This is a genomic window from Winogradskyella sp. (genome assembly GCF_013213835.1).
Classification (GTDB): Bacteria; Bacteroidota; Bacteroidia; order Flavobacteriales; family Flavobacteriaceae; genus Winogradskyella.
This window is the reverse complement of sequence record NZ_JABSSU010000003.1, coordinates 406,388-429,588: the sequence shown is the minus strand read 5'-3', so window position 1 is coordinate 429,588 and position 23,201 is coordinate 406,388. Positions and strand designations below refer to the sequence as shown.

At 34.3% G+C, this 23,201-nt stretch carries 20 protein-coding genes; 15 read left to right on the top strand and 5 right to left on the bottom strand.

Annotated features, from left to right (window positions below; all coding sequences use genetic code 11):
• The first annotated feature begins 90 nt into the window (after positions 1-90).
• Positions 91-1,683 (top strand): aryl-sulfate sulfotransferase, encoded by a 1,593-nt coding sequence (locus HRU50_RS04800; RefSeq protein ID WP_296348718.1) that lies wholly within the window; start codon positions 91-93, stop codon positions 1,681-1,683.
• Positions 1,684-1,720: 37 nt separating this feature from the next.
• On the opposite strand, the gene HRU50_RS04795 is transcribed toward HRU50_RS04800, so the two are convergent.
• Genes HRU50_RS04795 through ribD form a run of 3 tightly spaced genes read right to left on the bottom strand, consistent with a single transcriptional unit; the run spans position 1,721 to position 4,198 of the window.
• Positions 1,721-2,572 (bottom strand): EamA/RhaT family transporter, encoded by an 852-nt coding sequence (locus HRU50_RS04795; RefSeq protein WP_296348716.1) that lies wholly within the window; start codon positions 2,570-2,572, stop codon positions 1,721-1,723.
• Positions 2,569-3,201 (bottom strand): HAD family phosphatase, encoded by a 633-nt coding sequence (locus HRU50_RS04790; RefSeq protein ID WP_296348714.1) that lies wholly within the window; start codon positions 3,199-3,201, stop codon positions 2,569-2,571. Before HRU50_RS04790 ends, HRU50_RS04795 begins: the two co-directional genes overlap by 4 nt.
• Positions 3,194-4,198, bottom strand: coding sequence for a bifunctional diaminohydroxyphosphoribosylaminopyrimidine deaminase/5-amino-6-(5-phosphoribosylamino)uracil reductase RibD (ribD, locus tag HRU50_RS04785; protein ID WP_296348711.1), 1,005 nt, complete (start codon positions 4,196-4,198; stop codon positions 3,194-3,196). The genes HRU50_RS04790 and ribD overlap by 8 nt, the downstream gene beginning before the upstream one ends.
• 116 nt (positions 4,199-4,314) lie before the next feature.
• Here ribD and HRU50_RS04780 point away from each other — a divergent pair, with 116 nt between their 5' ends.
• The 5 genes from HRU50_RS04780 (at position 4,315) to HRU50_RS04760 (ending at position 9,317) form a co-directional block, all read left to right on the top strand.
• Positions 4,315-4,812, top strand: coding sequence for a GNAT family N-acetyltransferase (locus tag HRU50_RS04780; RefSeq protein ID WP_296348709.1), 498 nt, complete (start codon positions 4,315-4,317; stop codon positions 4,810-4,812).
• Positions 4,785-5,684, top strand: coding sequence for a peptide chain release factor N(5)-glutamine methyltransferase (prmC, locus tag HRU50_RS04775; RefSeq protein WP_296348706.1), 900 nt, complete (start codon positions 4,785-4,787; stop codon positions 5,682-5,684). Before HRU50_RS04780 ends, prmC begins: the two co-directional genes overlap by 28 nt.
• 46 nt (positions 5,685-5,730) lie before the next feature.
• Positions 5,731-6,312, top strand: a complete 582-nt coding sequence (locus HRU50_RS04770; protein ID WP_296348704.1) for a TIGR00730 family Rossman fold protein — start codon at positions 5,731-5,733, stop codon at positions 6,310-6,312.
• Positions 6,313-6,477: 165 nt separating this feature from the next.
• Positions 6,478-8,469 (top strand): NAD-dependent DNA ligase LigA, encoded by a 1,992-nt coding sequence (ligA, locus tag HRU50_RS04765; protein ID WP_296348702.1) that lies wholly within the window; start codon positions 6,478-6,480, stop codon positions 8,467-8,469.
• Between the two features lie 107 nt (positions 8,470-8,576).
• Positions 8,577-9,317, top strand: coding sequence for a hypothetical protein (locus tag HRU50_RS04760; RefSeq protein WP_296348700.1), 741 nt, complete (start codon positions 8,577-8,579; stop codon positions 9,315-9,317).
• 9 nt (positions 9,318-9,326) lie between these two features.
• Here the strand turns inward: HRU50_RS04760 and HRU50_RS04755 are convergent, their stop codons facing one another.
• Together HRU50_RS04755 and HRU50_RS04750 are read right to left on the bottom strand one after the other, a co-directional pair.
• Positions 9,327-10,241: a bifunctional UDP-sugar hydrolase/5'-nucleotidase gene (locus HRU50_RS04755; RefSeq protein ID WP_296348698.1), complete on the bottom strand. Its 915-nt coding sequence runs from the start codon at positions 10,239-10,241 to the stop codon at positions 9,327-9,329.
• A gap of 39 nt (positions 10,242-10,280) precedes the next feature.
• The gene (locus tag HRU50_RS04750; RefSeq protein WP_296348696.1) at positions 10,281-11,051 is read right to left on the bottom strand and encodes a 5'-nucleotidase; all 771 of its coding nucleotides are present in this window, start codon (positions 11,049-11,051) and stop codon (positions 10,281-10,283) included.
• A 143-nt stretch (positions 11,052-11,194) separates the two neighbouring features.
• Between HRU50_RS04750 and HRU50_RS04745 the strand changes: the two genes are divergently transcribed.
• From HRU50_RS04745 to HRU50_RS04705, 9 genes are all read left to right on the top strand, one after another.
• Entirely contained in the window at positions 11,195-11,641 is a 447-nt protein-coding gene (locus HRU50_RS04745; protein WP_296348694.1) for a hypothetical protein, read from the top strand.
• Positions 11,641-12,525: a 4-hydroxy-tetrahydrodipicolinate synthase gene (gene dapA / locus HRU50_RS04740; protein ID WP_296348693.1), complete on the top strand. Its 885-nt coding sequence runs from the start codon at positions 11,641-11,643 to the stop codon at positions 12,523-12,525. Before HRU50_RS04745 ends, dapA begins: the two co-directional genes overlap by 1 nt.
• 108 nt (positions 12,526-12,633) lie before the next feature.
• Complete coding sequence (bamD, locus tag HRU50_RS04735) at positions 12,634-13,434, top strand: outer membrane protein assembly factor BamD (protein WP_296348692.1); 801 nt, start codon at positions 12,634-12,636, stop codon at positions 13,432-13,434.
• Positions 13,435-13,447: 13 nt separating this feature from the next.
• Entirely contained in the window at positions 13,448-13,774 is a 327-nt protein-coding gene (locus HRU50_RS04730) for a DNA-directed RNA polymerase subunit omega (protein ID WP_296348690.1), read from the top strand.
• A gap of 6 nt (positions 13,775-13,780) precedes the next feature.
• Positions 13,781-14,992, top strand: coding sequence for a bifunctional phosphopantothenoylcysteine decarboxylase/phosphopantothenate--cysteine ligase CoaBC (gene coaBC, locus HRU50_RS04725; protein WP_296348688.1), 1,212 nt, complete (start codon positions 13,781-13,783; stop codon positions 14,990-14,992).
• Positions 14,985-15,872, top strand: coding sequence for a DUF4835 family protein (locus HRU50_RS04720; RefSeq protein ID WP_296348685.1), 888 nt, complete (start codon positions 14,985-14,987; stop codon positions 15,870-15,872). Before coaBC ends, HRU50_RS04720 begins: the two co-directional genes overlap by 8 nt.
• Positions 15,873-15,952: 80 nt before the next feature.
• Positions 15,953-17,605 carry a DNA repair protein RecN gene (recN, locus tag HRU50_RS04715; protein ID WP_296348683.1) on the top strand — a complete coding sequence of 551 codons (1,653 nt, stop codon included), beginning with the start codon at positions 15,953-15,955 and terminating at the stop codon, positions 17,603-17,605.
• 85 nt (positions 17,606-17,690) lie between these two features.
• Complete coding sequence (locus HRU50_RS04710; protein ID WP_296348681.1) at positions 17,691-18,506, top strand: SDR family oxidoreductase; 816 nt, start codon at positions 17,691-17,693, stop codon at positions 18,504-18,506.
• Positions 18,507-18,698: 192 nt separating this feature from the next.
• Positions 18,699-23,189 carry a T9SS type A sorting domain-containing protein gene (locus HRU50_RS04705; protein ID WP_296348680.1) on the top strand — a complete coding sequence of 1,497 codons (4,491 nt, stop codon included), beginning with the start codon at positions 18,699-18,701 and terminating at the stop codon, positions 23,187-23,189.
• Positions 23,190-23,201: the final 12 nt, after the last annotated feature.

Sequence of the window (23,201 nt, the reverse complement as noted above, 5' to 3'; positions counted from 1 at the left end):
TAGAAAATGATGACTTTATATTTGTGAATTATGTTAAGGATTTACATTTTTGTGCGACATTTTTTATATTAGCTAAAAAAAGAAAAAGCAATGAAGAAGATTACATTATTCCTAAGTTTGATCCTTATCAGTGTTTCTAATTCACAAGAAACGATAGGTTTAGTTTACAACGATGTCAATATTGATAAGTATGAAGGTTATACCTTATTTAAAGCAACTTCAGACGACAATGTTTATTTGATTGATAATTGTGGCGAGGTTTTAAATCAATGGACTTTTACAGCCAACAATTCTAGAAATACTTATTTACTAGAAAATGGAAATATATTATTGAGCAGTGGTTTAGAGGCTATGATAAAAGACTGGGACGATAATGTGTTATGGAGTATTAACTATCAGTCTACTTTTGGTTGGCGTATACATCATGATATTGAGCCTTTACCAAATGGAAATTTTTTGGTATTAGTAAGGGATTCATACACAAATACTGAGATGTATAATTATGGAATGGATACAGCATATACTAATCCTACTTTTGTAATTGAAAGAATCATAGAAATTGAACCTGTAGGTACAGATTCGGCAAATATTGTTTGGGAATGGAAAATGATAGACCATATAGTTCAAGATTTTGATAATACAAAACCCAATTTCGGAGATGTTTCCAATCATCCGGAGTTGTACAATATTAACTATGATAATGGTAATGGGTCTAACCCTATACATGCTAATGCAATTGATTATAATCCAGTATTAGATCAAATTGCTGTCTCTTGTAGACATTTAAGTGAAGTTTTTGTAATTGACCATAGTACCACTACAGCTGAGGCAGCTGGCCATACTGGCGGTACATATGGTAAAGGAGGTGATTTTTTATGGCGTTGGGGTAATCCTGAAGCATACAATCAAGGTACTATCACTGACAGAAAATTAGGAAGACAACATGATATAAAGTGGATTACTGATGGTCCAAACGCTGGTAAAATGTCTGTATTTTGTAATGATGGTTATGGGAGTAATATGACAGCATCTTCTGTTCATATTATTGACCAGAATGACACTAATGGGGTTTATAGCATGAGTAATGGTAAATTTTTACCTAATGATTACTTTTGGTCTTGGGATGGTACTATAATGACAGAGGTAATGCATGCTGGCGCGCAATGTGGTTATCAGGTATTGCCTAATGGTAATTCTTTAATTAATGAGTCAGATATAGGAAGAATTACTGAAATTACCAATACTGGTGAAATTGCATGGGTTTATATAATACCTGTTAATGATGGGGCAGTATTCGACCAGTTTGCGACACCAACTGGTAATGGTTCATTTAGAGCTCACAGATATCCTGTAGATTATCCAGCTTTTGATAATGTCACCTTTAATAACACAGGTATTATAGAAAATCAGAATGTAATATCTGATGATTGTGTTGTTGCACTTTCAGTAGATGACAGAACATTAACTTCTTTGACATTCTATCCTAATCCAACTAAGGATATGTTGAGGTTTTCTACTCAGGTTGTCCTTGATGAAATAAAGGTATTTGATATGTCAGGTAAACTATTGTTGAATGCTTTGAATGTAAATGACATTAGTTTAAAAACACTAACAAACGGCTTATATTTAGTAGAAGTGACTTCAGAAGACCGATCACAAGTTGTGAAGGTGATTAAGGAGTAATACACCTTAACAATTCTTGAATTATAAAAGATAGGAATTAGTAGAGCGTTACTAATACAATTGAAATTAACGCTATACCAATTCCTATCCAATTTTTTGAGGATATCTTTTCTTTAAATATGACGAGTCCAAAAAGTGTACTCAAGGCTACTATTGCTACATTATTTACTGTAAATATGGTTGAACTTTCAAAACCTTCTACTCTAAGGGCTTTTAGCAAGTAGTGCATTGAACTATAATTTACAAGACCAAGTGCAACACCAAAAGGAATGGTTTTTATTTTAAAGGGAAGTTTCTTTTTTAAAGATTGGTAAGTGGAAATTAGTATGCCGATACTGCCTGCAATTCCAAATATTAATGCTAAAAATAAAGGTTTTTCATTTTCTGGTGCAAAATGGTTGGTACCAGTGTCGATGATACCAGATCCTAGAAATAAAATAATAGGTAAATATATAGATCGGGATAAAACGATATCGCTTTTAGGTTTTACAGAGGTGAGATAAACGGCAAATAAGGCAAGTATAATTCCAATTATTTTTAGCATTCCAGCGCCCTCGTTGTAAATAATAATTCCGAATAAAACCGGAATAATAACACTCATTTTGCTTGCTACAGATGCTACAGAAAGACCATTTCTTTGTGCAGTAAGCGCCATGACATAAAAGATGCTAATAAACAGAAAGCCCAGACATATGGCAGCATAAAAATAGCTAGAACCGATTATATCGCTTAGGTTTATCTCTTTATTCTGAATGAGTAGTCCGCATGTAACTGCGGTTATATAATTTACTATTAAGGCATGTAGCGTATTAACATTGTATTTCCTAAAAAGTTTAAATAATACAAATATGCCAGTTGATGATAAAATACTGATCGCTAGGAAAATCAAAACAATTCACTTTTAACTTTAAACAAATTCACAACATCCTCTTTAGTCTCGTCTATGTTCCAAGTATGTATACCAAGTTTAGACGCAGCAATTGTATTCTGCTTAGTGTCATCTATAAACAGACATTCTTCCGGTATAAGTTTGTTTTCTGATAGAACGAATTTATAAATGTCTTCATTTGGTTTGCGGTAACCTATTTCATGAGATAAGTAAAAGGCATCAAAACAAGCTTTGAATTCTTCATAGAAAGGAACATATTCTATAATATGATTAATATGAAGCTCGTTAGTATTGCTTAAAAGAATAAGTTTATACTTCTGTTCTTCTTTAAGCTGTTTTATAAAATCTAATCGATGTTTAGGGAAGTCTTTTATCAATCCATTCCATAAATGTATTAAGTCTTCAGAAGAAACATTTTTAGCAAACTTTGTGTAGAAATGTATAAAAGCTTCAGTGGTTATTTTCCCGGTTTCATAAGCTTCATTTGTTTCGGAAATAGCATTACTAGCAATGCCTTTTTGTTCTGAAATAATATCATACCCAAAGATATTTTTAGCGCGTTCTATCGTACCTTTTTTGTCAAGATTGATAAATACATCACCGAAGTCGAAAATAATGGTCTTAATCACGTGTATAGATTTTTAAGATATCCTCTAGTAGTTGTGATTCTGATTGTAAATCACCTATGAGATGTGGTGCTTTAACGCCTTCTTCAAATCGGATATTCCCATGAAACACTCTAGCTTCATCCCATAAATCTTCATCAATAAAAGTTTGAAGTGTTTGTGAGCCACCTTCAATAATTACCGAATTAATATTATTGGAGTAAAGTAAAGCACAAATCTGTTCGGCAATTGGTTTACTATAATCTAAAAAATCTTGGTTGAAGGTGAAGGTTTCTGAACTGTTATTATAGATATTAAATGAAGTACCCTGTTGGTTGATTTTTCCAAGTACAATTCTAATAGGATTATGGCCTTTCCAATCCCTCACGTCTAAAGTTGGGTTGTCTTCAGTCACCGTATTTGAACCGACTAAAATAGCTTGTTCTTCAGCACGCCATTTATGCACGAGCTGACGCGAATAGGTGTTCGTAATCCAAACAGACTTTTTATGACGTTTAGTTTTTGGTGCAATAAATCCATCAATACTTTGTGCCCATTTTAATATAACATAAGGACGTTTTTTATTGTGAAATGCAAAGAATCGTTTGAGGTGCGTTTTGCATTGTTTTTCAAGCACACCAACTAAGACTTCGCATCCAGCAGCCTTTAATTTGTTGACACCTCTTCCAGCTACCTCAGGGTTGTCATCTATACAGCCAATTACCACACGAGGAATTTTATTTTTAATGATCATATCACTGCAAGGAGGTGTTTTACCATAATGGCTACATGGTTCAAGAGTGACATAAAGTGTACTTCCTTCTAACAACGACTTGTCGGCAACAGCATTTATAGCATTTACTTCGGCATGTGCACCACCATATGGGTTTGTAAATCCTTCTCCGATAATTCTATCATTATAAACAACTACAGCGCCAACCATAGGATTTGGTCTGGTAGTTCCTAATCCGTTATTGCCTATTTGTAAGCACCTATTGATATAGATTTCGTCCTTATTCAAATGATTTTAGCTACTTGGTTGAAAAGTTTTATGAAGTTGTTAAAAATCAAATCAAGACATTGACTTAAAAGATTTAAAATAAAACTATCTTCACACTGCAAAAATAAGCTTTTATCGTGAGTGAATCAGCGTTAATAATCAGAGAAATACAAAAGAAAGACGACCCAAAAATTGCACAGACCATTAGAGATGTGCTCATAGAAATGGGAGTGCCAAAAGTTGGTACAGCTTACGAGGATGTATCGTTAGATCATATGACCGAAACCTATAATCATCCACGAATGAAATATTTTGTTGTTGAAGATGGTTCAAAGATAGTTGGTGGTGCTGGTATTGCTGCATTAGCAAATTATGAAGGTAATATATGTGAGCTTCAGAAAATGTATTTTTTGCCAGAAGCAAGAGGTAGAGGTGTAGGCACACAGATGATGCAATATTGTTTGTCTTTCGCAAAGGAATCTGGTTTTGAAAAGTGCTATTTAGAAACTATGCCATATATGGATGACGCGAGAAAGTTGTATACAAGAGTTGGGTTTGAATTTATTGATGAACCAATGGGTGATACAGGTCATTACTCGTGTAATGTATGGATGTTAAAGGATTTGAAAGATTGAAAGCGCTAGATTTAAGAGAAATATTTCACAAGACGTTAGATGAAATGTATGGTTCTGATGAAGTTGAAAGCTTTTTCTTTTTGACAACAGAACATTTCTTTAATGTTCCCAGAATTCACCTCGCGTTAGAACCAGAATTTACTTTTTCAAAGGCTGAATCTGATGCAATTTTTCAAGTACTTGAAGATTTAAAACAACAAAAACCAATTCAGTATATTTTAGGAGAAACCGAATTTTTTGGTTTAAAGTTTAATGTTAATGAGCATGTACTTATTCCAAGGCCAGAAACCGAAGAATTGGTAGATTGGATTTTGTCATGTGATTCAGAACGAAGTGAAGTATCTCAACAATTAAAAATTCTTGATATTGGCACAGGTTCTGGTTGTATTGCAATTAGTTTGGCAAAGCACTTGCCCAATGCAAAAGTTTATGCTTTAGATGTGTCAAAAGAAGCGTTAGAGATTGCTAAGAGTAATGCTAAAATGAATGAGGTTGAGGTGACGTTTATGAATTTAGATATCCTTGACATTCTCAATTGGAATTTGATTTTTAAAGATTTGGAATTTGACATTATAGTATCTAATCCGCCATACGTGCGACAATTAGAGAAACAAGAAATGAAACCTAATGTGTTGGATAATGAGCCACATTTAGCTTTGTTTGTTGAGAATGATGAACCATTCGTCTTTTATAATGCAATTACTGATTTTGCTATTAAAAAGTTGACGATAAAAGGTGAATTGTATTTTGAGATTAACCAATATCTTGGTGATGAAATGATAGCATTACTTGAAGAGAAAGGGCTTAAAAATGTAGAGTTGAAAATAGATTTGTATGGCAATGACCGAATGGTGAAAGCAACTAAAGATTAAATAAAACATTACAGTTTTCTTCCTGTGGAAGGATTAAGGAAGGCTTATGAAAAGCATATCAGTATTTTGTGGAAGTAGTGAAGGAAATGACCCAGAAATCATTTCAACCGCATATCAACTTGGTGAAATTTTTGCAAAACGAGACATAGCACTCGTATATGGTGCTGCCAAGATTGGCATTATGGGTAAAGTAGCACAAGCAGTTATTGATAACAATGGTGAAACAATAGGTGTAATTCCAAAATTTTTACAAACCAAAGAAATTGTAAACACAGAACTTACGGAGCTTATCATAACAGATAATATGCACGACAGAAAAGTGTTGATGTACGATAAAAGTGATGGTTTTATTATTATTCCTGGTGGTTTTGGTACTATGGATGAGTTTTTTGAAATCACCACTTGGGGACAATTAGGTCTGCACACCAAACCGATAGGGATTTTAAATATTAACGGCTATTACGATGCTTTAATAGAACAATGCAAGGTTATGGTGCAGCGAGGTTTTTTAAAACAAGAAAACTTAGATGCTGTGGTTGTAGATACAACTATAGAAGGGTTATTAGAAAAAATGAATAATTATGTGCCTTTACCAGCACCAAAATGGTTAAATAAAGAAGGACTTTAGGATTTACGATTGATGAATTTAGATTTACGATTTTTATTAATTATGTCATTCCTGCGTCCGCGTTCGTTGAAGCTTTAGCGGAGGCGCAAGGCAGGAATCTCATCAAGTTAAAGCAATAATTGAAAATAATAAAATTCCTATTTCTTATAAGGAATAACAGACAGAATGAATACACAACAAAAAATAGAAGCATTAAGAGACGAACTACGTCAACATAATTACAATTACTACATTTTAGATAATCCAACAATTAGTGATTATGAATTTGATATAAAATTAAAAGAGCTTCAGGCTTTGGAGGATGCCAATCCTGAGTTTTTTGATGCCAATTCGCCAACGCAACGCGTTGGTGGTACTATTACCAAAAACTTTAAAACTGTAGTTCATGATTTTAGAATGTATTCCTTAGATAATTCCTATTCCAAAGAAGATTTAGAAGATTGGGAAAAACGTATCAAAAAGATGGTTGATGGTGATGTTCATTATACTTGCGAGCTGAAATATGATGGCGCATCAATGAACTTGACTTACGAAAACGGAAAACTTATTAGAGCAGTAACACGTGGCGATGGTGTGCAAGGTGATGAGGTTACAGCTAATGTAAAGACTATAAATACGGTACCACTTCGGTTAAAAGGTGATTTTCCTGAGCGATTTGATATTAGAGGCGAAATCATTCTTCCTATTGAAGGATTTTTAAAAATGAATGAAGAACGCATAGCTAATGATGAAGAGCCATATAGAAATCCGAGAAATACAGCTTCTGGAAGTTTAAAACTTCAAAATAGTTCAGAAGTTGCAAAACGACCATTAGAATGTTTATTATATAGTATAAAAGGAAATAATCTTAATATTTCAACACAATTTGAAGGTTTAGAAAAAGCTAGAGAATGGGGTTTTAAAGTACCAAAAGAAGCTAAGTTGGTAAATTCTATTAAAGAGGTTTTAGACTATGTTGCCTATTGGGATGAGCATAGGCATAACTTACCTTATGAAATCGATGGAGTAGTGATAAAGGTAAATAGCTTGTATCAGCAAGATGAACTTGGCTTCACAGCAAAAGCGCCACGTTGGGCAATGGCTTATAAGTTTAAAGCAGAACAAGTGTCCACGCGATTAAACGAAATTACCTATCAAGTTGGTCGTACGGGTGCTATTACACCTGTAGCTAACCTTGAACCTGTTCAATTAGCGGGTACAATTGTAAAAAGGGCTTCATTACATAATGCTGACCAGATAGAGAAGTTAGATATAAGAGTAAGAGATGAGGTGTTTGTTGAGAAAGGTGGAGAAATCATACCGAAAATTATTTCAGTTGATTTATCAAAACGCCCTGAAGATTCAGTAATAACACAATATATTTCGCACTGTCCTGAATGTGGAACTGAGCTTATTAGGCCAGAAGGTGAATCAAAACATTACTGTCCAAACTATAATGGTTGTCCACCACAAGTTGTTGGTCGTATTCAACATTATATTTCTCGTAAAGCTATGGATATAGAAGGTTTGGGCGGTGAAACAGTAGCCTTGTTAGTAAAAGAAGGTTTAATTTCTAACTATGCTGATTTATACGAACTCACAAAGGAACAAGTGATTCCTTTAGAGCGAATGGCGGAAAAAAGTGCTGAGAACTTAGTAAATGGAATTGAAGCTTCTAAACAAATTCCGTTTGAGCGTGTACTTTTTGCCTTAGGAATTAGATATGTAGGAGAAACAGTAGCTAAGAAACTAGCAAAACATTATAAATCAATAGGTGCTTTAAGTTCTGCATCAGCTTTAGATTTAGTAGCTGTGGATGAAATTGGTGAACGCATTGCTGAGAGCGTTGTAGAGTTCTTTTCCTTAGAAGAAAATAAAATAATTGTTGAGCGGTTAAAGACGTTTGGGGTACAATTAGAAATTTCAGCTGACAAATTATTAAACCAAACCGAAAAGTTAAAAGGTCAAACATTTGTTGTGTCAGGTGTATTTGAAACCATCTCGAGAAACGAATTAAAAAAACGTATTGAAGATAATGGCGGTAAGGTATCTTCTTCAATTTCTTCTAAAACAAGTTACCTTGTAGCTGGTGATAAAATGGGACCTAGTAAACGCGAAAAGGCGGAAAAAAATAATGTGCCAATAATCTCTGAACAAGACTTCTTGTTAATGGTATAGTAAGAAAAAACTTCTCAAATAAATCTTTTAAACGATAAATAATGTTTTTTATCGTTTAAATATTGATTATTATTTTTATATTTGCTTGAAATAAAGAGAATTACTTAATGCCGCTAAGTAAAATTGTAAAAATACTAATCATCCTTTTATCCGTATCCTTTGTTACGCTACAATGGATGGGTTTAGAAAAAATTAGCTTACTTGCTGGTTCAGCTAGTTTAGTGTTTTTTTTAGTCTACTATTTAATTTGGGGTAATACCAAAGCAACGAATTTTGTGTTGTTTATTCTCTTTTTCACTCTTGGATTTTTAGTGTCGTCAATAGACTTTTTCATTGAAGATATAAATCAAAGTACCTTAAATACACTTTACTTTAGTGGAAATATACTTTATATTTCTGCCTATACATTCTTAATAATGAAAATCATTCAGGGACTCAATTTGAAAAAAGTACTCCTGAAGTCACCTTTCGTCTCGATTGTATTGCTAGTTTTAGACGTGTTTTTCGTCATATTAGTTACGGAGGTTACACTTTCAGAACTACCAAAAGATGAGTATCAAATATTCAGTCAACTAGTAGAATATTTTTATACGGGTATTATTATGTTAGTTTTATCCATGGCCTTAATAAATTATTTACATCGCTATGATAATAAATCGATGCTCATTCTAATTGGATCAATCTGTATTGTATTTTCTGAGATAATGCAGTTGACCTATTTTTATGTGCTCGAGGAACCCTTTATTAACTTTATCTATGGGTTTTTCATAGTTTTAGCCTTTGTGTTTTTGTATAAGCAATCTAAGCTTAAGTTTACTGGTCCTGAGCCTGAGCCAGAGTACTTTTAAGAAAAAAAATTACACCAATATTGTTGTGCCTTCTGCTTTCGGTGCTTTCCCTTTTTCGAAGTAAAAATCTATTTTCCCTAAATAAAGTCCATAGGCTCCAACTTGGTTGACAAGAACATTTTTGCCAACACTATTTTTTTCTATCGTAGGTTTTGGTAAAAACGTATGCGTATGTCCGCCAATTATAAGGTCAATATCTTTTGTTGCTTTGGCTAGGTTTAAGTCACAAACACGGTTAGGACTATTCTTATAGTAGTAACCAATATGTGAGAGACAAATAACCAAGTCGCATTTTTCATCCTCTTTTAAAATTCTTGACATGTCTTGGGCAATTTCTACTGGATTGTGATAAATAGTTTCTTTATACATTTTTTTGTCTACAAGACCTTCAAGCTGAATGCCTAATCCAAAAACACCAATTTTAATCCCATTTTTGACAAATGTTTTATAAGGTTTCACATGTGTGTCTAATACTGTATTAGAAAAGTCATAATTTGCTGAAACGAAGTCAAACTTTGCGTGTGGCAGTTGAGCGTATAATCCATCAATGCCATTGTCAAAATCATGGTTACCAATAGTTACCAAATCATATTTAAGCATACTCATAAGCTTAAATTCTAATTCACCACCATAATAATTAAAATAAGGTGTACCCTGAAAAATATCACCTGCATCTAAAAGAAGCGTATTGGGGTTCTCCTTCCTAATGCGATCAACTAAAGTGGCTCTTCTAGCGACGCCACCTTTATTTGGATTCTTTTTATGATCTGGTCCAAATGGGTCAATATGGCTATGGACATCATTGGTATGAAGAATGGTAATTTTTTTAGTGGTATACGTTTCAAAAGATTGCAGACCTAAACCAGATAGTCCGACTAGAGCTGTCGCTGCAGTAGATTTTTGTAAAAACTGTCTTCTTTTCATTTAAAATTTCATTTACCTTTTCAACGGATTGAAAATGAATTAATCATTAAGTTTAATAAATCTATTATCGCGTTTAGGATGAATAGTATCATGTTTTTTGAAATGATCTATAAGGACATTTCTAATTTTATAATCTAAAATTTCTAAACCTTCATTTGGCTGAAAGAATCCCATTCTGTCACCTCCATTATATAGGTAATCATTCGTTGCTACATAATAAGTCTTGTTTAAATCTATTGGTTTACCATGTATAGAGACCGATGTAATCTCAAAGTCTTTTCCTAATGTAAGTTGTAACTGTTTAGATACCGGATGTGCCTTTTTAGCCTTAGAAAGATAGTTCATCATTTCCATGACTTTGTCACCTTTCATACCAACAACTACGACAGAATTTTCAAATGGCATTACTTCATAAGCTGTTCTAGTTGTTATATCACCTTGAGAAATAATCGATCTTATTCCACCAAAATTTAATAAAACCAAGTCAATATTATGACCTGTGCGTTTATTAAAAATAATATTGCCTTCTTCAAGTACAGCATCTGCCATAAAATTCCCAATAGCCGTATTAAACGCACCATCACCTTTTGCATAAGTCTCTGGTGCATAAGAAATAACACTGTCTAAGTTTTTATTGACGTTTTCTCTATAGGGAGCTATGAATTCTTCAATTTCAGGTTTAGGTTTAAGATCATTGTTAATTTCAATGCGTTCGCCTTCAATTTTAGTCAAAGTACTTTCATTATTACTCTGCCGACAGCATAAAACTAAAAACGAAAGTAGAAGTAAGACATAATGTTTATTAGCCATTAAATAACTTGTGATTAGTTAACAATTATTTGTGAGTGCTTTTGTTAAATTTGCACAAAGGCTAAATATAAATGATTTTAAAGGCATTTAAAGAAAAATCAAATCAAAAATACATCAACAAATTATTGTCTAGCCGTAAATCAATGGTTAACAATAAAAAGGTGAATACCATAGCGGTGTTATTAAATGTTGATGAATTTGATGATTTTGAGGCTTTTAGAGCGTATTTTAAAGAGTTACAATTATTGTCACCAAAACATAGGATCATTGCTTATTCGAGTAATGATAAATTAGAACTGAATCACTGGGATACCATATACAGTCCAAAAGATTTTGGATGGAAAGGTAAATTGAATAATATCGATTTAAAGAATTTTATTCAAGAGGATTTTGATGTATTAATTAGTTATTACAGGCAAGGCGGTTTAGAGTTAGATATGATAACAACTTTGTCTAAAGCAAATTTTAAAGTTGGTTTGTCACGTAATGACGAACGATTATACGATCTCATCATTGATTTAGATCCTAAACAAATGAACATTTTCAAAAAAGAATTTAAAAAATACTTAAACATACTAAATAAGATATAATGACCAAATTTATAGGAACAGGAGTAGCTTTAATTACACCATTTAAGGAAGATCTAACTGTAGATTTTGAAGCGCTAGAACGTTTAATTGAGTTAAATGTTAAAAACGGAACAGAATATCTGGTTATTAGCGGTACTACAGGTGAAAGTGTGACAATTACAGCTGAAGAAAAGCAGGAAATTGTCAATTTTATTATTAAAACAAACAATGGGCGTTTACCACTAGTTTTAGGCATTGGTGGTAATAATACAGCTAGCATAATCAAAGAAATTGAAGCAACAGATTTATCTCATATAGATGCTATTTTATCTGTATCTCCATATTATAGTAAACCAACACAAGAAGGAATTTATCAGCATTTTAAGGCCATTGCCTCGGTATCTCCAAAGCCAATTATAATATATAATGTACCCGGAAGAACGTCTTCTAATATGTCCCCAGAAACTACAATAAGGTTGGCCAATGATTTTGAAAATATTATAGCAGTTAAAGAGGCTGGTAATAACGTACATCAATATTTGGAATTACTAAGAACAAAGCCTAAGGATTTTCTTGTACTTTCTGGTGATGATGATTTAGCGCTTGGTGTTGCTTTGGCTGGCGGTTCTGGTGTAATTTCCGTTATAGGACAAGCATTACCGAAGGAATTTACAGAAATGATTCGTTTAGGGATTGCTGGTAAAGCAAAAGAAGCTTACGATATTCATTTTAAGCTAATGCCATTAACAAATTTAATATTCTCGGAAAATAATCCGGCTGGTATTAAAGCAGTGTTAAAGGCGCTAAATGTATCTCATTCTTACGTGCGTTTACCATTAGTCGAGGCTACCGAAGATCTCAAGAAAAACATTAAAAAGGCCTTGACTGAATTAGGTAAAAGTTAAACTTAATTTAAATTGTATTAGCCAGAATTAACATGGTTTATTTTCGCTCATAATTTTTGTTTTCAAAATCCGTTAATTATGTGTAGTTTTGCCACCTGTTTAAAATATATGAAAAAAGGACTTTACATACTATTAGTAACACTTTTACTCGTTTCTTGTAGTGATTTTCAGAAAGTATTAAAATCTGAAGATTCTGCTGAAAAATTTAAAATGGGAATAGAGCTTTTTGAAGCGGAAAAATATAGTAAGGCTTATCGTCTTTTTGATCAAATTTTACCTAAGTATAGAGGTAAACCTCAGGCAGAAAAATTGACTTTTATGCATGCGATGTGCTCTTACAAAATGAAGGATTACTACTTTTCGAGTTATCACTTTGATAAATTTAAAGATTTATATCCCCAAAGTGAAAAGGCAGAAGAGGCAATGTTTTTAGCAGCAAAGGGTTATTATTTTAATTCGCCCGTATATTCTAAGGAACAAAAAGAAACTGTTGAGGCCATTGAAAAACTACAGTTGTTTGTGAACGCTTATCCAACATCAAGTTATTTGTCAGAGGCAAATAAGCTCATAAAAGAATTGGATTATAAACTAGAAAAAAAGGCATACGAAATTGCTAAACAATACGACTTAATCAGAGATTACAAGGCATCAATAAAGTCATTTAATAATTTTTTATTAGATTTCCCTGGAACATCTTTAAGAGATGATGCGATGTTTTACAGATTTGATGCAGCCTATAATTTAGCTGTAAACAGTATAGAGCAGTTAAAGAAAGAGCGAATAGAAGATGCGCTTGGTTATTACAACGCATTTAAAAAGGCATATCCAAGTTCTGGGCATATGGATGATGCCAAACAAAGAGAATCAGAATTGCAAGAGCAATTAAAGTTATATAGTACTACAAAATAAAATCACTATAGAGATGGATTTAAAGAAGACAGATGCACCGGTTTCTACGGTAACTTACAACAGAAATGAGATAGATGCTCCTACAGACAACATATATGAAGCAATTTCTGTGATTGCTAAGCGTGCTGAGCAAATTAATACAGATATCAGACGTGAGTTAATAGATAAGCTAGAAGAGTTTGCGACGTATAATGATAGTCTTGAAGAAATTTTTGAAAACAAAGAGCAAATAGAAGTTTCTAAGTTTTACGAAAAATTACCAAAGCCTCATGCATTAGCGGTTAAGGAATGGTTAGATGATAAAATTTATCATAGAAATACTGAGGACACTCAGTCATAAGTATTAATGTCTGTACTAAAAGACAAAAACATTTTATTGGGCATTACTGCCGGTATTGCCGCATATAAATCTGCAAGTTTAGTAAGATTATTTATTAAAGCAGGCGCTAGCGTTAAAGTTGTTATGACGCCTGCTTCAAAAGACTTTATTACACCACTTACATTATCTACACTTTCAAAAAATCCTGTATACTCGTCATTTGTTGATGAAGAGGACGATAACCAGGTTTGGAATAACCATGTTGATTTGGGGCTTTGGGCGGACTATTTTGTAATAGCCCCAGCGACTGCAAATACTATGGCAAAAATGGCTAATGGTGTTTGTGATAATATACTTTTAGCAACGTATTTATCTGCAAAGTGTCCGGTGTATTTTGCACCTGCAATGGACTTGGACATGTATAAACACCAGTCTACAAAAACATCCTTTGAGAAATTAATCAGCTTTGGTGATAAAATGATTCCAGCTGGCACTGGTGAGTTGGCAAGCGGATTGGTTGGTGAAGGCCGCATGGCAGAGCCAGAAGATATTATTGCTTTCATAGAGAATGATATTTTAGATCAATTACCTTTAAGAGGAAAAATGATTTTAATAACTGCCGGTCCAACCTACGAAGCAATCGATCCTGTGCGTTTTATAGGTAATCACTCAAGTGGTAAAATGGGATTTGAAATAGCTTACGCTGCTGCAAATTTAGGTGCTGAGGTTACTTTGGTGACTGGTCCTACACATCAAAAAATTAATCATTCATTAGTAGCAGTAAAGCCAGTAGTTAGTGCTGAAGAAATGTATAATGAAGTTCATGAGCACTATAATACTTCTGATATTGCTATACTTTCTGCAGCAGTAGCAGATTATAAACCAAAAATTGTAGCTCAACAGAAAATAAAGAAGAAAGAATCTACGTTTAGTATTGAATTAGAAAAAACAAAGGATATTTTAAAATCACTTGGTGAAATTAAAACAAATCAATTTTTAGTTGGTTTTGCTCTCGAAACAGATAATGAGTTAGAACATGCTAAAGGGAAATTAAAGTCAAAAAACTTAGATTTGATCGTTTTAAATTCGCTAAGAGATAAAGGTGCTGGTTTTGGAGTATCGACAAATAAAGTTACATTTATAACGGCTTCAAATGAAGTTATTCATCAAGAGCTTAAGTCAAAGTCAGAGGTTGCTAAGGACTTAATGAAACAGATTATAAAACAATCTAATGCGTAAAGTACTATTTTTATTAGGGTTTTTATTTCCAACATTGCTTTTGTCTCAAGAGCTTAACTGCACAGTTAGTGTAATTGCGCAGCAAACAGGTAATGATAATAATGTTGTTTTTAAGACATTAGAAAAACAGCTTAATGAGTTTATAAATAATACAAAGTGGACTGAAAAGACCTTTAAAGCAGAAGAACGTATTAATTGTAGTATGGTAATTAATGTTAGTAATTACGAGAATGATGCGTTTAATGCTACGTTACAGGTTTCATCTTCTCGACCAATTTTTAATTCTACATACAGTTCACCAGTTTATAACTACAACGATAGGGACTTTAATTTTCAATATTTAGAGTTTCAAAATTTAGTGTATAATCCTCAGCAATTTGAGTCAAATTTAATATCTGTCTTATCATTTCATGTGTATATGATTTTGGCTATGGATGCCGATACGTTTTCATTAAATGGTGGAGATGAATATTTTGCACAAGCACAGACAATAGCAAATTATTCCCAACAATTAAATGGTCAAGGCTGGAAACTTGAGGATGGATTACAATCGAGATTTGCATTAATTGATAACCTTTTATCGCCAACTTTTGAAGAAGTAAGATCAACAATGTATGTGTATCATATAGAGGCCTTAGATTTGATGAGCGATAACATAAAGAAAGGAAAGGAAGCTATTATTGCATCGCTTTCGGAATTGCAAAAGGTACATAGAAGACGTCCAAATTCATTTGTATTACGTGTCTTTTTTGATGCCAAATCTGATGAAATCATGGATATATTGTCTGGCGGTCCCAGCGTTAACATTACTGAAGCTTTAGATATTCTAAACCGCATAGCGCCTATGCATTCGCAAAAATGGCGAAACATTAAGTTTTAAAATATCCATATTTATCTTTGTTATTTGAGTCCATACTTTACCTAGATTCAATATTTTTGTATTTATAAATCTTAATAATATTGCTGACGTCATTATACATAAAGAATTACGCACTTATTGACGAATTAAATGTTAGTTTCAAAAACGGATTAACCATAATTACTGGCGAAACAGGTGCCGGAAAGTCAATTTTACTTGGTGGATTATCATTGGTTCTTGGAAAAAGAGCAGACTTATCTCAAGTAAAAAGTAAAGATTATAAATGTATAATTGAAGCTACCTTTGATATAGCTAATTACAATCTAAAACGTTTGTTTGAAACTTTAGATTTAGACTATGAAGTGCAAACTATTATTAGAAGAGAAATTTCACCATCGGGTAAGTCAAGAGCATTTATTAATGATACTCCGGTAACCTTAGATGATTTATCAAAATTGAGCAATCATCTCATTGATATCCATTCTCAGCATCAAACGCAAGAGTTAACAAAGGATGATTACCAATTTAAGGTTTTAGATGCCTTAGCAAATAATTCAGAAGATTTACAACAATATTCAACACAGTTATTACAATTTAAATCACTTGAAAAGGAATTAGAACATCTGATTAAGGCTAAATCTGAATTGATTAAAGAGTATGATTATAATTTATACTTGTTAAAGGAATTAGAAGAAGTTAAATTAGAAACTATTCGACTAGAAGAACTTGAAGAAACTTACGAAAGTTTAAATAATGTTGAATTAATAGGAGAGAAGTTGAATGCAACAAAAGCAATACTCAACACTGAAGATGTTGGAGTAATGGATCAATTAAATATGATTCAACAAGAGTTGACTAAGCTCACCGCATTTGGTAAAATTTATGAAACACTGTACGACAGAGTATCAAGTGTCAATATAGAACTCAATGATATTTCTTCAGAATTAGATAATCTAGAAGATAGTTTAATTACTGATCCACAAGAGCTAGAACGCGTAAGCAATACACTTCAAACCATTAATAATTTAATGCAGAAGCATTCTGTATCTTTAGTTGAAGAATTAATAGTAATTAAAGCTAACCTCGAAACTAAGGTTTCAAATACAGAAAGTTTAGATGACGATATTGCTTTGAAGGAAATTGAAATAGCAACTTCAAAGAAAAATTTAACCGAGTTAGCTTCAATAATTGGCGAGAAAAGAAGGCGTATTGTACCTAAACTTATTAAAAAGCTTGAGGCCATGCTTATTGACTTAGGAATGCCTAATGCTAAATTTAAAATTAAATTACAATCAATTGAACGTTTCTTATCAAATGGGACTGATGAACTTCAGTTTTTATTTATGGCTAATAGAGGTTCAAGTTTTAATGAGCTTAAAAAGTCAGCTTCTGGTGGTGAGCTTTCAAGAATTATGTTAGCAATAAAAGCGATTTTAGCCGAGTATATTCAATTACCATCTATAATGTTTGATGAAATTGATACTGGGGTTTCAGGTGAGATTTCTCATAAAATGGGAAGTATTATGAAACAAATGAGTAGTAGAATGCAAGTTTTTGCAATTACACATTTACCTCAAATTGCTTCTAAAGGTAGTATGCATTTTAAGGTGTACAAAACCGATAGTGATGATACAACACACACCAATCTTAAACAATTAAATGAAGATGAACGCATCGTGGAAATTGCTCAAATGCTCGGTGGCTTAAATGTTACTGAGTCTGCATTGGCGCATGCAAAACAATTACTCAATTAATTGTCAATATTACAGCGGCAGGAATCTATAATTAAATAGTATATTTGAAGCCTAATTCAAACAAAACTGACTAAAAATAGATACAATGTATAATTTATTAAAAGGTAAAAAAGGAATTATATTTGGTGCATTAGACGAAAACTCAATTGCATGGAAAACTGCTGAGCGTGTGCATGAAGAAGGTGGTGAATTTGTGCTTACTAACGCGCCTGTTGCAATGCGCATGGGGCAAATTAATGCACTGGCAGAAAAGACAGGCTCTCAAATCATTCCTGCGGATGCTACCTCAGAAGAAGATCTCCAGAATTTAGTAGAAAAATCTATGGAAATTTTAGGTGGTAAATTAGATTTCGTTTTGCATTCAATAGGTATGTCTATTAATGTAAGAAAGGGGAGAGCGTATACGGATCAAAAATACGATTGGACACAAAAGGGAACCGATGTTTCGGCAATGTCATTTCATAAGGTAATGCAAACTTTGTATAAGGCAGATGCAATGAATGAATGGGGTAGTATTGTTGCCTTAACCTATATGGCCGCACAGCGTGTATTTCCAGATTATAACGATATGGCAGATAACAAAGCGTATCTAGAAAGTATAGCACGTAGTTTTGGGTATTTCTTCGGTAGAGATAAGAATGTAAGAGTCAATACAATTTCGCAATCACCAACACCAACAACAGCAGGTAGTGGTGTAAAAGGTTTTGACGGTTTTATAGCTTATGCAGAGAAGATGTCACCATTAGGTAACGCTACAGCAATGGATTGTGCCAATTACACAGTAACCTTATTTAGTGATTTAACTAGACGTGTGACATTGCAAAACTTATACAATGATGGTGGTTTCAGTAATATGGGAGTAAGTGATGCGGTAATGGATGCATTTATAGATAAAGAATAACCTTACAACAATTGAATAAATAAACCACCTCACTGTAGGTGGTTATTTTGTTTATAACCTGTTAATAGCATTTTTTTTTAACTTTTTTTAACGAATATTATTACCATTTATCGATTAGTGTAATGACAATAGCGGTCTTCTAAAGAATTAACATATTTTTAAAGAATTACTAACTTAAACTTATAGTTTTTTATGAAGAAAATTACGATTTCAATAATGAGTTTCTTATGCGCATTATTGTCTTACGCTCAGGTGACTATTGGTGCTGGAACAAATGAGGCACAAGCAGTGCCCATAGAGGCCTATTTTGGTTACACCTATTCGCAATCAATTTACTTACAATCGGAGGTAAATGCAGGTGGTGATATCACTTCTATACAATGGTATTTTAGTGGTACGTCTACTTTGACCAATACTCAGGATATTGTGGTATGGATGGCTCATACTACTAAAACACAATTTGATAATGGAACGGATTGGGTAGATAATGCAGGTTTAACACAAGTTTATGCGGGTACACTTGGTACACCAGCAGGTCCAGGATGGATCACAGTAACGTTTGATACTCCGTTTACGTACAACAATACCGATAACCTGTTAGTTGTTGTAGATGAAAATACCGCTGGATGGGATACCTTCGATGATGATTTTTATTGTTCGGCAGTAGCGAATGATAGATCTATTTGGTATAGAAATGATAATACCAACCCTGATCCTGTAGCACCTCCTGCTGCAACAGGTACAGCTGCGTTTATACCAAATGTTATATTAGGTGGTATCACGCAAGCTTGTCCTACTCCTTCAGCATTAGGTACTGGAGTTGTCGGAGCGACATCTGCAGAATTAACATGGACAGAAAATGGCTCTGCAGCAGCATGGAATATTGAATTGGTAGATATTACAGCTGGTGGTACAGCAACAGGTACAGCAACAGAAACAGGTGTTACAAATCCATATACAGTAATGAGTTTAGCTCCTGCAAATGACTACGAGTACTATGTACAGGCAGATTGTGGTGGTCCAGTATCAGCCTGGGCAGGACCGTTTGCCTTTTCTACTGAATGTGTTACGTTCACGGCACCTTATTCTCAAGATTTTGAAAATGCTGGTGCTGCTCCATTGTGTTGGTCAGTTGATACAGGTGCTGAGAACTGGGTGTTTGCTGATGATGGTGGTGATCATGTAGGTAATGCGGGTGATATTACAGGAAGTACTGCTTCTGGTGGTTATTATGGGTACGTAGATGCGTCAGGTACTGATGCAGATGCGATTTTATTAAGTCCATTAGTAGATGTTTCTGGTCTAACAACTCCTTCTTTATCTTTTTACATTATAAGTGATAATGAAGGTAATGCTAATTCTCAATTAGACGTAGATGTTTGGGATGGAGCTGCATGGAATTTAGTTGCAACATATAATACTAATACTACAGGTTGGGAACTTCAAACATTAGATTTATCAGGACTAACTTTTACAGGTGATGCACAAGTAAGATATACATTTACAGAGCCAACATCTAGCGATTTTTATGATGATATTGCAATAGATGATTTTATGATTGATGAGTTACCGTCTTGTATTGTACCTGGTGGTTTATCCGCAAATGCAACATCATTAACAGAGGCTACAATTTCATGGTCAGCAGGACCATCTGCTGAAACAGCTTGGAATTATGAATACGGTGTAACTGGTTTTACGCAAGGTACTGGGACAACTGGGTCTGTGGCGACAACACCAACAGTTGATTTAACAATGTTAACTGCTGGTGAAACATATGACTTTTATGTACAAGCAGATTGTGGTGGTGGTGACACTAGTAACTGGATTAAGGTTACTTGGACACAACCTTCATTAGGTGAGACATGTGCTGCGCCAATTGATTTAACAGTAGTTGAAGATTGTTCTACTGAAACGCCGTACACTATGGATTATACTGATGCATTTGATCTTGGTGAACCAGGGTCTTGTGCTCAAGGTTGGCAAACAAATACTGGTTTATGGTTTTCTTTTGAAGCTCCATTTACAGGTGCAGTATTTGTAAATACTTCTGATTCTAATGAAATAGTGGTTTTAGATTCATGTGGTGGTACAGAAGTGGTTTGTAATAACCCAGGTGCTGCTTCTCATGAAGTGGGAGGTTTAACTCCAGGTAATACCTATTATTTAGCAGTTTTTAAAGATTCAGGACCAACGACAGGTACATCAGAAATTTGTATTGAAGCGATATTATGTTCTAACCCGTCAGATATGGTAGGAGATTTTGTTTCTAATACAAGTGCTATTTTAACTTGGACTGAAAATGGATCTGCAACGGATTGGGATGTAGAGTGGAAAGCTGGTGCAGATTTTACTCCAGGAAATATGGAGGAAGATGGCGCAACATCTGTAACAACAAATCCTACTGCTACACTTTCACCTTTAACGTCAGAGACTGAATATTACGTATATTACAGATCTTCTTGTTTTGGTGGAGCTGTTGATAGTGACTGGATAGGACCTTTTGTATTTACGACAGCATGTGACCCAATAGCAGCACCATATACGCAAGACTTTGAAAATGCTGGTGCAATCCCTACTTGTTGGTCAATGGGTGGTGGAGAAGATTGGTTATTTAATCTAACAGGACCAAATAATGTTGGGTCTGGCGGAACGTTGTCTGGTAACACAGCTTCTGACGGATATTATGCAGTTGTTGATGCTAGTGGTGATAATGGTCCTTCGTTCTTAACAACTAGATTAGTTGATGTTAGTGGTTTAACTTCACCAACATTAACATTTTATGAAATTAGTGATGCAGGTACGGATGCAAACTCTCAATTAGATGTAGAGGTTTGGGACGGTGCAGCATGGAATTTAATGAATACTTATAATACTAACACCAACGGATGGGAATTAAGAGTCATTGATTTGTCAGGTTTAACCTTTACTGGTCCAGCTCAAGCGAGATTTACATTCTCTGAACCAACTCCTGGCGATTTTGCCGACGATATAGCTATTGACGATGTTAGTTTTAACGAACCTCCTGCATGTATCGCTGCGGAAGCAACAGTTGCTGTAGTACTTGACTGTGCGAATTCCCAATTCTCATTAGATGTAGATGTAACTAGTTTAGGTGATTCTGCTGCAATTTCCATTGCAAATGACGCTGGTGTAGCTGCAACTACAGGTGTAAACGCCTTAGGTGTTGTTACTGTTGGACCTTTCGCACTTGGTGCGCCAGTAGAAATTACTTTAGTACACGAAAGTGATACGGATTGTGACAGAGTATTAGGCACTTATGATCCTGCTTGTCCACCTTCAAATGACGAGTGTGAGGATGCAATAGCACTTACAGTTAATCCTGATTATGGTTGTGGCGTAGTAACACCAGGAACTACGGTAGAAGCAACGGCGTCACCTCAAGCAGATGATGTTAGTGGTACTCCAAATAATGATGTATGGTTTACATTTGTAGCAACTAGTGCAGAGCACAGAGTATCGCTAGAAAATGTTACAGATGCACCAGGAGGTCCTACTTCTACTGATATGGGAATAGGTGTATATGATGGTACAGGTGGATGTGGTGCTCTAGTATTTACAGCAACAAGTGATCCTAACTCATTAGACTTAACAGGACTAACTATTGGTAATACGTATTATGTAAGAGTATATGGATGGTCATCAAGTGTTGACTTTACAGCTCAAACTACTTTTGATGTTTGTGTTGGTACTGCACCTTCTTGTTTTGAGCCTACTGGTTTAGCTGCTCAATATGGTCCAGCTGGTTCGGCTGATATTTCATGGGTTGCACCATCAAGTGGTACTGCACCAATAGGATATAACTGGGAAGTTGTGCCTACAGGTAGTGGTCAAGGTGTTAGTGTTGTTGATAGTGGAAGTACTGTAGATTTAACTGCAACAGCTACTGGTTTAATGACAGATTCAGTTTATGACTTATATGTACAGTCAGATTGTGGTGGAGGTGATACTAGTATTTGGGCAGGACCGTTTACTTTTAATGCAGGACATTGTGAATCTGTGCCTTCAAGTATTGATGGAAATGGTATTACCAATGTACAAATAGGAACTACTGATTTTGTAGGTACTGCTGTATCATACGAAAACTTTATTGGTTCCCCAGTAGAAATTCTTCAAGATGGTACAACCAACTTACAAATTACGTTTGAAACAGGCTATACTTATGATGTTAATGTTTGGATAGACTTTAATGATGACTTTGTATTTGAAGCTACTGAGCAAGTTTTTGATGGTATGTCTACCGCTGACAATCCAACAACATTCGATGCGTCATTTACATTAGCTGCAGCGACGTTAGGTACGCACAGAATGAGAATTGGAACTGCTGATAGTGGGCAGGCTACTCCAAACCCTTGTTATAATGGTTCTTGGGGTGTAACTGTGGATATGGATGTAGATGTTGTAGTTACTCTAGGTGTTGATGACTTAGAGAGAGAAGCGGCATTTACTTACTATCCAAACCCTGTAAACGATATGCTTACTTTAAATGCACAGAACGCAATAGAAAATGTAACTGTATATAACATGTTAGGTCAAGCGGTCTTACAGACGCAACCTAATGCTGTTAATGGTGAGTTAGATATGTCAAGATTAGAATCTGGTGCATACTTCGTAGAAGTAACCATTTCTAGCATAACTAAAACTATTAGAATAATTAAGCAATAGGCTTAGTTTAAG